The sequence below is a fragment of the Rhodobacter sp. Har01 genome, assembly GCF_020564565.1.
Taxonomy (GTDB): Bacteria; Pseudomonadota; Alphaproteobacteria; order Rhodobacterales; family Rhodobacteraceae; genus Pseudogemmobacter.
Window position 1 is genome coordinate 102,590 of sequence record NZ_JAJCTD010000002.1, and the last position, 11,831, is coordinate 114,420.

Annotated in this window: 14 protein-coding genes; 6 read left to right on the top strand and 8 right to left on the bottom strand. The window is 68.4% G+C overall.

The window, feature by feature from the left end; all coding sequences use genetic code 11:
• Positions 1-29: 29 nt before the first annotated feature.
• From arfB to LHP98_RS06270, 3 genes are all read left to right on the top strand, one after another.
• Positions 30-452 carry an alternative ribosome rescue aminoacyl-tRNA hydrolase ArfB gene (gene arfB, locus LHP98_RS06260; protein WP_227251668.1) on the top strand — a complete coding sequence of 141 codons (423 nt, stop codon included), beginning with the start codon at positions 30-32 and terminating at the stop codon, positions 450-452.
• Positions 449-1,366 carry a phosphotransferase enzyme family protein gene (locus LHP98_RS06265; RefSeq protein ID WP_227251669.1) on the top strand — a complete coding sequence of 306 codons (918 nt, stop codon included), beginning with the start codon at positions 449-451 and terminating at the stop codon, positions 1,364-1,366. Before arfB ends, LHP98_RS06265 begins: the two co-directional genes overlap by 4 nt.
• 106 nt (positions 1,367-1,472) lie before the next feature.
• Positions 1,473-2,951: an inorganic phosphate transporter gene (locus tag LHP98_RS06270; RefSeq protein ID WP_227251670.1), complete on the top strand. Its 1,479-nt coding sequence runs from the start codon at positions 1,473-1,475 to the stop codon at positions 2,949-2,951.
• 6 nt (positions 2,952-2,957) lie between these two features.
• On the opposite strand, the gene pncB is transcribed toward LHP98_RS06270, so the two are convergent.
• From pncB to LHP98_RS06305, 7 genes are all read right to left on the bottom strand, one after another.
• Positions 2,958-4,250, bottom strand: coding sequence for a nicotinate phosphoribosyltransferase (gene pncB, locus LHP98_RS06275; RefSeq protein ID WP_227251671.1), 1,293 nt, complete (start codon positions 4,248-4,250; stop codon positions 2,958-2,960).
• A gap of 96 nt (positions 4,251-4,346) precedes the next feature.
• The gene (locus tag LHP98_RS06280; RefSeq protein ID WP_227251672.1) at positions 4,347-5,117 is read right to left on the bottom strand and encodes a DUF6782 family putative metallopeptidase; all 771 of its coding nucleotides are present in this window, start codon (positions 5,115-5,117) and stop codon (positions 4,347-4,349) included.
• On the bottom strand, positions 5,114-5,719 hold the full coding sequence (pncA, locus tag LHP98_RS06285; RefSeq protein ID WP_227251673.1) for a bifunctional nicotinamidase/pyrazinamidase: 606 nt from the start codon (positions 5,717-5,719) through the stop codon (positions 5,114-5,116). Before pncA ends, LHP98_RS06280 begins: the two co-directional genes overlap by 4 nt.
• 130 nt (positions 5,720-5,849) lie before the next feature.
• Positions 5,850-6,593 carry an NYN domain-containing protein gene (locus tag LHP98_RS06290; RefSeq protein WP_227251674.1) on the bottom strand — a complete coding sequence of 248 codons (744 nt, stop codon included), beginning with the start codon at positions 6,591-6,593 and terminating at the stop codon, positions 5,850-5,852.
• Between the two features lie 54 nt (positions 6,594-6,647).
• Entirely contained in the window at positions 6,648-6,989 is a 342-nt protein-coding gene (locus tag LHP98_RS06295) for a hypothetical protein (protein ID WP_227251675.1), read from the bottom strand.
• Between the two features lie 80 nt (positions 6,990-7,069).
• A complete protein-coding gene (locus LHP98_RS06300) occupies positions 7,070-7,540 on the bottom strand; it encodes a YbaK/EbsC family protein (RefSeq protein WP_227251676.1) in 471 nt (156 codons plus the stop codon).
• Positions 7,541-7,614: 74 nt separating this feature from the next.
• The gene (locus LHP98_RS06305; protein WP_227251677.1) at positions 7,615-8,745 is read right to left on the bottom strand and encodes an S-(hydroxymethyl)glutathione dehydrogenase/class III alcohol dehydrogenase; all 1,131 of its coding nucleotides are present in this window, start codon (positions 8,743-8,745) and stop codon (positions 7,615-7,617) included.
• 187 nt (positions 8,746-8,932) lie between these two features.
• Here LHP98_RS06305 and LHP98_RS06310 point away from each other — a divergent pair, with 187 nt between their 5' ends.
• A complete protein-coding gene (locus LHP98_RS06310) occupies positions 8,933-9,157 on the top strand; it encodes an I78 family peptidase inhibitor (protein ID WP_227251678.1) in 225 nt (74 codons plus the stop codon).
• Between the two features lie 16 nt (positions 9,158-9,173).
• Entirely contained in the window at positions 9,174-9,464 is a 291-nt protein-coding gene (locus LHP98_RS06315) for an I78 family peptidase inhibitor (RefSeq protein WP_227251679.1), read from the top strand.
• A 66-nt stretch (positions 9,465-9,530) separates the two neighbouring features.
• Here the strand turns inward: LHP98_RS06315 and LHP98_RS06320 are convergent, their stop codons facing one another.
• Positions 9,531-9,974 (bottom strand): c-type cytochrome, encoded by a 444-nt coding sequence (locus LHP98_RS06320; RefSeq protein WP_227251680.1) that lies wholly within the window; start codon positions 9,972-9,974, stop codon positions 9,531-9,533.
• 180 nt (positions 9,975-10,154) lie between these two features.
• Here LHP98_RS06320 and LHP98_RS06325 point away from each other — a divergent pair, with 180 nt between their 5' ends.
• Positions 10,155-11,795, top strand: a complete 1,641-nt coding sequence (locus tag LHP98_RS06325) for a Y-family DNA polymerase (RefSeq protein ID WP_227252069.1) — start codon at positions 10,155-10,157, stop codon at positions 11,793-11,795.
• Positions 11,796-11,831: the final 36 nt, after the last annotated feature.

An 11,831-nucleotide genomic window follows, 5' to 3' on the forward strand; every position in this document is an offset into this window, starting at 1 on the left:
CCTTTCTCGTTGTGGCTAGTGTTCCGCCCATGCTGCATGTGACCGAAACCCTGGCCATCGCCGACTGGGAACTGACCGAGAGCTTCATGCGCTCGTCCGGGCCCGGGGGGCAGAACGTCAACAAGGTGTCGACCGCGGTGGAACTGCGGTTCGAGGCCGAGCGGTCGCCGCACCTGCCCGCGCCGGTGAAGGCGCGGCTGAAGCGGCTGGCGGGGCGCAAGTGGACGAACGAGGGCGCACTGGTCATCCAGGTCGAGGACACCCGCAGTCAGGCCCGCAACCGCGAGATCGCGCGCGAGCGACTGGTCGAGATGATCCGGGCCGCGCTGGTGGCACCGAAGCGCCGCATCGCCACCAAGCCCACGTTGGGCAGCGAGCGGCGACGGCTGGTGGCCAAGACGGTGCGCGGCACGGTCAAGGCCCTGCGCGGCCGCGTCGAGGACGAGGAATGACCGCCGACCCTGCAGCCTGGGCGGCGGCCGCGCTGTGGGGGGGCAGGCTGTTGCGGCTGGCGGCAGCGCGCGAGAACGCGGTGCATGAGATGCGCCTGCCGGATGGCCGCCGCGCGGCCTTGCGGCTGCACCGGCCGGGCTATCAGTCCGAGGCGGCGATCCGGTCGGAATTGTGGTGGTGCGCGGCCCTGGCTGACCGCGGTCTGCCTGTACCGGCGCCGGTCGCGGCGCAGACGGGCGAGGTGCTGGTGCGGCTGGCCGAGGGGGCGATGGCCTCGGCGGTGGTCTGGCTGGAGGGCGCGCCGCTGGGCGAGGCGCGGGTGGCCTTTGCACAGCCCTTGCCGCGTCTGCTTGAGGTGCATCAGGCCATGGGGCAACTGCTGCGGCAGGTGCATCAGGTTTCAGCCGGGCTGGTGCTGCCGGAAGGGTTCACCCGGCCGCGGTGGGACCGGGCGGGACTGGTCGGCGAGGCTCCATTCTGGGGCCGGTTCTGGGACCATCCGGCCGCAACGGAGGCCGACCGGGCGGTGCTGGTCGCCGCGCGCGGGCTGCTGGCAGAGCGGCTGCGCGGCAAGGCTGAGACCCTGGTGCATGCCGATGTGCTGCGCGAGAACATATTGGTGAACGACCATTCGGTTTCTCTTATCGACTTCGATGATTCGGGCTGGGGCTTTGCGCTGTATGACCTGGGCACCGCGCTGGCGCAGTCTTTGGACGAGCCCGCCTATGGTGAGCTCCGCGACGCCTTGATGGCAGGCTATGGCACGGCCGACACCGCACTGGTCGAAACGATGATTTTGGCCCGTTGCTGCGCGAGCGTCGGCTGGATGATGCCGAGACTGGCGCCGGGCAACCCCGTGGTGCCGCTTCACATCACCCGCGCGGTGGACTGGGCGCGTCACGTCATGCGCTGAGTGGACGCGGTGGAATCGGTTGCGGCAGGCAATGTGAACGGATAGTCAGCGCGCCAGATGACGGTTTCGTGACGAAACCGTCACGCGCGCATGACAAGGCCAGCCAATGACCTTCGCCCCCGACCCCAAGCAGAACCGCTGGAAGACCCTGGACAAGGACCTGTCTCGCATCGACATGCTGAGCCAGGCGACGGTGGCGATTGGTCGGCCTTCGGTGGCCATCGGCATCTCGCTGGCCTTCGTGGTGTTCTGCGGCCTTGCTGCCGCGATCTTCACCGGTCATCAGTCGGGTGCCCTGATCATCATCGCGGCGACCGTCTTTGGCGCCTACATGGCGCTGAACATCGGCGCCAATGATGTCGCCAACAACATGGGCCCGGCGGTGGGCGCAAACGCCCTGACCATGGGCGGCGCGCTGGTCATCGCGGCCATCTTCGAGACGGCAGGATCGCTGATCGCGGGGGGTGACGTGGTCAGCACCATCTCGGGCGGGATCGTCGCCCCCGAGGCGGTGGCCGACCCCGACACCTTCATCTGGGCGATGATGGCGGCGCTGATCGCTTCGTCGCTGTGGCTGAACCTTGCCACCTGGCTGGGGGCGCCGGTGTCCACCACCCATGCCATCGTGGGCGGGGTGATGGGCGCGGGTGTCGTTGCCGGGGGTTTCGGCGCGGTGGACTGGGGCAAGATGGGCCAGATCGCCGCCAGCTGGGTGATCTCGCCGGTGCTGGGAGGGGTGATCGCCGCCGCCTTCCTGGCCTTCATCAAGGCCTTCATCAACGACGTGCCCGACAAGATCGGCGCCGCGCGCCGCTGGGTGCCGCTGCTGATCGGCATCATGGCCGGGGCGTTTTCGGCCTATCTGGTGGCCAAGGGCCTGAAGAAGATCGTCGAGGTCTCGCTGGGCCAGGCGCTGACTCTGGGGCTGGTGGTCGGCGTGGCCACCATCCTGGTCATGCGTCCCGTCGTGCGGCGCCAGTCGCAGGGGCTGGAGAACCGCAAGCGCAGCCTGAAGAAGCTGTTCGCGGTTCCGCTGATCGCCTCGGCGGCTCTGCTGTCGTTTGCCCATGGCGCCAACGACGTGGCCAATGCGGTGGGGCCGCTGGCGGCCATCGTGCATGCGGTGCAGGATGCCGGCACGGCCGAGAAGGTGACCATCCCGCTGTGGGTGATGATGATCGGCGCCTTCGGGATTTCGTTCGGCCTGCTGCTGTTCGGACCCAAACTCATTCGCATGGTCGGGCAGGAGATCACCAAGCTGAACCCGTTGCGCGCCTATTGCGTGGCGCTGTCGGCGGCGATCACGGTCATCGTCGCTTCGGCGCTGGGGCTGCCGGTGTCATCCACCCACATCGCGGTGGGCGGGGTGTTCGGGGTGGGCTTCTACCGCGAATGGCATGCGGCGCGGGTGGCGCGGCGGCTGAACGAGTTGAAGGGCAAGCCCGTTGCCGTTGAGGAACGCGCCCGGCGCAAGCTGGTGCGGCGGGCGCATGTGGTGGGCATCGGCGCGGCCTGGGTGATTACCGTGCCGCTGACCGCGCTGCTGTCGGCGCTGCTGTTCTGGATTCTGAACGCGCTGTTCTGACCGGGGTCAGACCAGCACCTGCTGCGCAACCTGTTCGCCCACGCCAAACACGCGCTTGTAGCGGGCGATCTCATCTTCCGGGCCCATCGCCTTGTTGGGGTTGTCGCTGAGCTTGACCGTGGGCCGACCGTTGGCGCTGACCGCCTTGCAGACCAGGCTGAACGGCGCCAGTGCGTCTTCGGGAACCAGGCCGCGGAAGTCGTTGGTCAGAAGGGTGCCCCAGCCGAAGGACACCTTCACCCGGCCGTGGAAGCGGGCGTAAAGGGTCTCGATGGCTTCGACATCCAGCCCGTCGGAAAAGATCACCAGCTTCCTGGTCGGGTCTTCGCCGCGCTCTTTCCACCAGCGGATCGCAATCTCGGCCCCGGCCGCCGGATCGCCGCTGTCGATGCGGATGCCGGTCCAGGAGGCCAGCCAGTCAGGCGCGTTGCGCAGGAAACCCTCGGTGCCGTAAGTGTCGGGCAGGATGATGCGCAGGTTGCCATCGTGTTCTTCGTGCCAGTCGGCCAGCACCTGATAAGGCGCCTGGGCGAGGTCGGCATCGCTATCGGTCAGCGCGCTGTAGACCATCGGCAGTTCGTGGGCGTTGGTGCCGATCGCCTCGATGTCGCGGCGCATGGCGATGCGGCAGTTCGAGGTGCCGGTGAACTTGCGGCCCAGGCCTTCCTGCATGGCCTGAACGCACCAGTCCTGCCACAGGAACCCGTGCCGCCGCCTGGTGCCGAAATCTGCGATGCGCAGATGCTCGATCCGTCGCAGCCGCTCGATCTTTTCCCAGATCCGGGTCATCGCCCGGGCGTAGAGGACCTGCAGCTCGAACTTGCCCATGTCTTTCAGCACGGCGCGACTGCGCAACTCCATCAACACGGCCAGGGCCGGGATTTCCCACAGCATCACCTCGGGCCAGGCGCCTTCGAAGGTCAGCTCGTACTGGCCGCCGACACGCTCAAGGTGATAGGGCGGCAGACGCATGTTCTCGAACCACTCCATGAAGTCCGAGCGGAACATCTGCCGCTTGCCGTAGAAGGTGTTGCCACGCAGCCAGGTGCTTTCGCCGCGGCTCAGGCTCAGGCTGCGGACGTGGTCAAGCTGCTCGCGCAGTTCACCTTCGTCGATCAATTCGGCCAGCCGCACCTTGTCGCTGCGGTTGATCAGGCTGAACACCACGGTCGTGTCGCGCTTGTTGCGGAACACCGACTGGCACATCAAGAGCTTGTAGAAGTCGGTGTCGATCAACGAGCGGACGATCGGGTCGATCTTCCAGTTGTGATTGTAGACCCTGGTTGCGATGTCCACCATGTCTGGCCCCCGATCTTCCCCGCGCAGGCTGCGGGCGTCTGTTGATTGTCGCCGCTTGGACGGGGCCAGTGCAACCCCTGCTGCCGCACCCGGGCGTCAGGGTGGCAGGAAGCAGTCATAGGGCCTGCCGTCGGGCATGCGGCACAGGGTTTCGGCAAAGTCGTCCGGAACCTCGGATTGGCCTGGCTGCAGCTTTTCGCGGTCCAGCGCATCAAGGTAGTTGACGCAACTCACGAAGGCATAGATCTCGCGCCGCTCGGGATCGTCGAACCAGGCGGCATAGGTGGCGGAGGTGGCCTTGACCACATCGCCGCTTGCCGCCATTTCGGCTGCGAACCTTGCCGCCAGATCGTCATGCGTGGGCCAGGTCAGCAGCGTGTTCCAGGGCCCTGCCTCTCCGCCGGCGCGCAGGTCCCAGGCGATGTACAGGCCGATCGCCGCCGCATCGGCCTCAAGCGCCTGCCGGGTGCGGACGTAGTCGGTCAGCGTCATCCGGATGGTCGGGCAGACATCCCTTCCGAACTGTTCCAGATGGCGAACCTCGTGAACGATCACCGCAAGCTGGAAGTCGGGGTCAAGGCCGGCGCGCACCACGATGCGGCGCGTCTTCGGCTCGAAATAGGCCTGCTCTTCGACCAGCGTGTCGTCCAGGCAAAGCCTCGGGGCCTGGTCCTGCAGTGCCTGCGAAAGCGACGGATAGGCCGCAAGAGCCTGGACCGTTCGCTTGGCCAGGGCGCCAATCTCGCCGGTGCCGTCGGCATAGGGCGCTTCGAGGCAGATCTGGTCTGCCCATGCAGCGGGTGCGGCGCCCAGAAGGGCAAGGGCAAGCGCGACACCTGGGCGCTTGCCGGGACGGGCTGCTGTCATGTCAGCTCCACGCCGGCGGCCTGCATCTGCTGGCGCGCGGCGGCGAGCGAGCCGTTCAGGTCGATGGCGCGGCAGGCATCTTCCAGCACGGTGACGGCAAAGCCCAGACGGGCGGCATCCATTGCCGAAAAGGCGACGCAATAGTCGGTGGCCAGGCCGACCAGCGTGACCGCCTTGACCCCGCGGCTTTTCAGATAGCCTTCAAGGCCGGTGGCGGTGGTCCGGTCGTTCTCGAAGAAGGCCGAATAGCTGTCGATTCTCGGCCGGAACCCCTTGCGCAGGATCATCTGCGCCGGGTCGCTGCGCAGGTCGGGGTGGAAGGCCGCGCCGGTGGTGCCGATCACGCAATGGGTGGGCCACAGCACCTGCGGGCCATAGGGCATGCTGGTCAGGCTGAACGGCTCGGCGCCGGGATGGTTGATGGCAAAGGACGAATGCGTCACCGGATGCCAGTCCTGTGTCAGGACGATGGTGGCGAATTCCAGCATCAGGGCGTTGATCCGCGGGACGACCGCATCTCCCTCGGCCACGGCCAGCGCGCCGCCGGGGCAGAAATCGTTCTGCACGTCGATCACGATCAAGGCTTCGCTCGCGTCCCGCATGGCCACCCCCCTTGCCGGATTCCGGTCGTCTGTCCTGCGTAAGGTCGGCCGTCCGTTGCGTCAAGCAACCCTGCCGACCGCGCGGTCAGCCACGCGCGCCGAACGGTCGCTCGCAAACCCATTGCCAGCGTCAGGCCTTGTCGCGCACCTGCAGGTGGTTGCCGTCCTGGCGCACCTCGAACCGGGGCAACTTGCGGATCAGATCCGACAGCTTGGCCGAGCCGTAGGTGCGGGTGTCGAAGTCGGGGTTGCCTTGGGTGATGTACTGGCCGATCTGGCCCATCGAGAACCACTCGCCCTCGGGGTCGATCGCCCGCATGGCGGCGGCGATCAGCGGAATGGCCTTGGCCGGAGGTTCCTTGCCGCCGGGTTTCGGCTGCGCCGGCGGCTCGGACTCGCCGCGCACTGGCTTCGGCGCCTCTTCCGGTTCGGCCACGCCCAGGTTCTCGACGTAGATGAAGCGCTTGCAGGCCATGCGGAAGGCTTCCGGCGTTTTCTTCTCGCCGATGCCATAGACGTCAAGGCCCTGTTCGCGGATACGCGCGGCCAGGCGGGTGAAGTCGCTGTCCGACGACACCAGCACAAAGCCGTCAAACAGGCCGGAATGCAGGAAATCCATCGCCGCGATGACCAGGCCGATGTCCGAGGCGTTCTTGCCCTTGGTGTTGGAGAACTGCTGGTCCGCCACCAGGCCCAGCGCGGCCACCTTCTTGGCCCAGGCATTCAGGCGCATCGCCGACCAGTCGCCGTAGATGCGGCGGACCGAGGCCTCGCCCAGCGCCGCAATCTCTTCGAAGATCGCTTCGGCATAGCCGGCGGGGACATTGTCGGCGTCGATCAGCACCGCCAGACGCGGGGCGCGGGGTTCAGGCATCACAGGCCTCCTTTTTCGGCGCACCATGGCAGGTTGCCGCGCGGGGCGAAAGCCTCAGTCCAGGAAGTAGCGGTCATGCGTCGACCAGTAGGCCATCAGGTCGGCGGTGGTGTCGCGCGGCAGGCCCAGGCGTTCCATCATCCACAGGTCGACGCCCACCAGCCCGGCCATGCGCCAGCAATCCTGCGCGGCACCGGTGATGGCGGGGCTGGCAAGCAGCGCCTCGACCGTGCCGGCGGCCATCACCAGGACATAGACGATGTCCAGCGGCGCCGCGGCGGGCCGGCTTTGCACCAGGTCGCGGACAAACAGCCGCCCGTCCTGCTGCCCGGACAGCAGGGCCCGCACGACGCATTCGATCATTGCCTCAAGTTCCGAGGCCGTCGCCACACCCATGATGGCCCTGATTAGGCGAGGCGGGGCCGCCCCGTCACGGAAAATCATGCGTGCCAGCGCAAGACTGCCGAGACGGCGCGTCAGGCGACCAGCGGCACGGCGCGGGCGGCAAGCACCGCCAGCGCCCGGTCGGGCGCGATGCCCATCAAAAGGCCGCGCGCGCCGGCGTTGATCCAGACCTTCGGCGCGGTGCAGGCCACGGCCTCGATGGCGGTCGGTACCGCCCGCTTCTGGCCAAAGGGAGAAATGCCGCCGACGTGATAGCCGGTCAGCTTTTCGGCCTTGGGCGCGGGCATCATCGCCGCCGCCTTGCCGCCAAAGGCCGCCGCCACCTTCTTCATCGACAATTGCCGGTCGGACGGGATCATGCAGCAGGCAGCCTTCCCGTCCACCTCGACCATCAGCGTCTTGAGGGTCAGCGCCGGGTCCAGCCCCAGCGCCCGCGCCGCCGCCAGGCCCACGGCATCGGCCGTGGGGTCATAGTCATAGGGGTGCAGCGTCACCTCCACCCCCGCCGCCGCCAGCATCTTCAACCCGGGGGTCGAGGCCATCCTGCCCCTGCCCTTTCATCTGTCCGAAAATATCCTCGGGGGGTCCGGGGGGCAGACAGCCCCCCGGGGTTGGATCAGTAGACCACGACCGAGCGGATGCTCTCGCCCGAATGCATCAGGTCGAAGCCCTTGTTGATGTCTTCCAGCTTCAGGGTGTGGGTGATCATCGGGTCGATCTCGATCTTGCCGTCCATGTACCAGTCGACGATCTGCGGCACGTCCGTCCGGCCGCGCGCGCCGCCAAAGGCGGTGCCCTTCCAGATGCGCCCGGTGACCAGCTGGAAGGGGCGGGTCTCGATGGTGGCCCCGGCGGGGGCGACGCCGATGATGATCGACTGGCCCCAGCCGCGGTGGGTGCATTCCAGCGCGGCCCGCATCACCTTGACGTTGCCGGTGCAGTCGAAGCTGTAATCCGCGCCGCCGATTTTGTCGAAGGGGGTCTTCGTCATGTTGACGATGTGGGGGACGATGTCGCCCTCGATGTCCTTCGGGTTGACGAAGTGGGTCATGCCGAAGCGTTCGCCCCAGGCTTTCTTGTCGTTGTTGATGTCGACCCCGATGATCATGTCGGCGCCGGCCAGCCGGGCGCCTTGGATCACGTTCAGCCCGATGCCGCCCAGACCGAAGACAACGACCTTGGCGCCGATTTCCACCTTGGCGGTGTTGATCACCGCGCCGATGCCGGTGGTGACGCCGCAGCCGATGTAGCAGACCTTGTCGAAGGGCGCGTCGGGGCGGATCTTCGCCAGGGCGATTTCCGGCAGCACGGTGTAGTTGGAAAACGTCGAGCAGCCCATGTAGTGCAGGATCGGCGTGCCATCGAGCATGCTGAACCGGGTGGTGCCGTCGGGCATCAGGCCCTTGCCTTGCGTGTCGCGGATCGCGGTGCAGAGGTTGGTCTTGCGGCTCAGGCAGCTTGGGCACTGGCGGCATTCCGGTGTGTAAAGCGGGATCACATGGTCGCCGGGTTTCAGCGATGTCACGCCCGGCCCCACTTCGACCACGACGCCCGCGCCTTCGTGGCCCAGGATCGCCGGGAAGGCGCCTTCCGGGTCGGCGCCGGACAGGGTGAATTCGTCGGTGTGGCAGATGCCGGTGGCCTTGATCTCGACCAGAACCTCGCCAGCCTTCGGGCCTTCGAGGTTGACCTCCATCACTTCCAGCGGCTTGCCGGCCTGCAGGGCCACGGCGGCACGGGTGCGCATGTTGTTTCCCTTCCCCTTTTCGTTGCCGGCAAAGCTGTGCGAAACTCTCTTCGAAAGCAACGTGGAAAGCGACCTTTCGATGCCCGGTTTCGCACCCCATCCCAGCGCCCTGCCCGGCCCGGCCCTGTGCCGGGGTCTTGCCGTTCTGCTGGTCTGCGGATGCGTATCGCCTTCACCGCCTGGGCCGATGCCGGCACCGCCGCCTGGGCAGGGTCTGGACCTTGCCCCGTGCGGGGCGGACCGTCTGCAATCTCTGATCGGGGAACCTTTGGCCCGTCTGCCTGTTGTCACCAAGGCGCAGGCGGTCCGGCTGCTGCGCCCGGGCGATCCGGTGACAGAGGACTACAGTGCCGGCCGCCTGAACGTCACGCTGGACGGAAACGACATCATCGCCGCCCTGACTTGCGGCTGACCGAAGGAGACCTGGCATGATCTCGCCCCTGCGCCCGCTTGTCCTGTGTGCCGCCCTGGTGCCGCTGATTCTGGCGGCCTGCGTGACCGAGATGCCTGGCCCGCCCGATCCGATGGAACAAAGCTGCGGCGCCGAGGGCCTGCAGGGCCTGGTCGGCCAGTACCGCGGCGTGCTGGCGGCGATGACCTTCAAGGGGCCGGTGCGGGTGATCGAACCCGGCATGGCGGTGACGATGGACTACAGCCCGTCGCGGCTGAACATCGAGCTGGACGCGGCGGGCAGGATCACCCGGGTCTATTGCGGCTGATCCGAAGCCGGAATGACAAAGGCCCCCGGGGGGCCAGGGGCCGGTGCCTGCGCGCCTTGGCGGCGGTCACATCTTCATGTTGCGATAGTCGGTGTGGCAGTCCTTGCAGGCCCCGCCCAGGGTGCCCATCGAGGCGCCGATCGCCTCGGCCGAGCTGACGTCGGCGCCTTCGGCGGCCACCTTCAGCGCATCGGCGTTTTTCAGGAAGTCGTCCCAGTTGGCCCAGATCTCGGGCTTGGCCTCCGAGGTGGGGTCTTCGCCGCCTTGAGCCTCGAAGGCCGCGGCGATGCCGCCGGCGGCGGTGACGATGGCGGCCTTGGCGGCTTCGGCCGCGGCGGCGTCATAGGGCATCTCGCCCTTGGCCATCTTGCCCAGCGTGCCGACGTTCATGCCGACGGCCTGCATCACCGCTTCGCGGGCCTTTGCGGCGGGGTCGGTGGCTTCGCCTTCGGCAAAGGCTGCACCGGCGGCAAGCAGGGCGCCGACGAGGACAAGCTTGGTAAACTTCATGACAGATACTCCCGGGCTGGGTGAAGGTCGGGCGAGTTAAACATGGGTCTGCGCAACCGAATACGGCCTTTGGTCTGATCCGGTTCACAGCTGCGTGAGAGACGCCCCCTTTGCCGGACTCGACTCGGCCGGGCGGCTGGCCTAATGTGAACATAAAGTGAACATTCCGTGCCGCTGCCCATGACCCACCGCCGAATCCTCTCGCTCTGGTTCCCGCGCCTGGCCGCCGAGCGCGTGCTGCGCCAGCGGCGCGACGTGCTGCCGATGCCCTTTGCGGTGGCAGGCGAACGCGGCGGTGCGCAGGTGCTGGTGTCGCTGAATCCGCTGGCCGAGGCGGCGGGCCTGCGCGAAGGCCAGCCGCTGGCCGATGCCACGGCGCTGTGCCCGGGCCTGCTGACGCGGCCGGAAAGCCCCGCGGCCGAAGCGGTGTTCCTGACGGTGCTGCGGCGCTGGGCGGGCAAGTTCAGCCCCTGGGTGGCCGAGGAACCGCCCAGCGCGCTGATGGTGGACCTGACGGGCTGTGCGCATCTGTTCGGCGGCGAGGCGGCACTGCTGGCGCAGGTGGCCGAGGATTGCACCGGGCTGGGGCTGACGGTGCGGGCGGGCATCGCCGACACGCCAGGCGCGGCCTGGGCGCTGGCGCGCTTCGCCGGGCAGGAGGTGCGACCCTCGCGTGACGGCGACGCGGTCAAGCAGGAGGCGCGGGCGACGCGGTCCCGCGCGGCCCGGCGGCCGGGGTGGGAAAAGGCGGCGCCGGTGGCGACCGGTTCGGGGGTGATCGCTCCGCCGGGCCGTCTGCGCGAGGTGCTGGCGCCGCTGCCGCTGGCCGCGCTGCGGCTGGAGCCGGCGGCGGTGGAGGGGCTGGCCCGGCTGGGCCTGCGCCGGGTGGCCGACATCCTGGGCCTGCCGCGGGCGGCGCTGGCGCGGCGATTTGGCGCCGCGGTGCTGAAGCGGCTGGACCAGGCCCTGGGGCTGGAGTCCGAGCCGGTCAGCCCGGCCCGCGCGCCTTTGCACTTTGCCGTGCGGCTGACCCTGCCCGAGCCGATCGGCCTGCGGGCGGACGTCGAGGCCGGGATCGACCGGCTGCTGCCGGCGCTGTGCGAAAGGCTGCGTGCGCAGGGCCGCGGCGCGCGGCGGGTGCGGCTGATGGCGTTCCGGGCGGATGGCGGGGTGTCGACGGTCGAGGTCGGGCTGGCGCGGGCCGCCGACCAGCCCGACGGCATCCGACGACTCCTGGACCTGAAGCTCGACGCGGTCGAGGCCGGCTTCGGCATCGACCGCCTGCGCATCGAGGCGGTCGAGACCGAGCCGCTGCATGCGGTGCAACACCGCGGCCAGATCGAGGCCGGACACGCGGCAGCGACACGCGGCGGCGAGGATCATGCGCTGGCCGACCTGATCGGCCGGCTGGGCGTGCGCCTGGGCACCGAGCAGGTGACGCGGCTGCACCCGGCCGACAGCCACATCCCCGAGAAATCCTCCACCCCCATGGCTGCGGCCTGGTGTTCGCCGTGGCAAGGCCCCTGGCCCGCCCCGCGCGGCCCGCGCCCGCTGGTGTTGCTGACGCCCGAGCCGGTGGACGCCCCCGAGGACCCGATGCCGCCCGCTCGCTTCCGCTGGCGCCGACAAGAGATGGCGACGCGGGTGGCGGTGGGCCCCGAGCGGATCTTGCCGGAATGGTGGTTCGACGATCCCGCCTGGCGGTCCGGCCCGCGCGACTACTGGCGGCTTGAAGCTCAGGGCGGCGCCCGGTTGTGGCTGTTCTACGCGCACGGCTCCGAGGTCTCGGGGGGCTGGTTCTGCCATGGCCGATTTGCCTGACACCGGCGGTGATCCAGCGGCGCGCCCGCGCCAAGG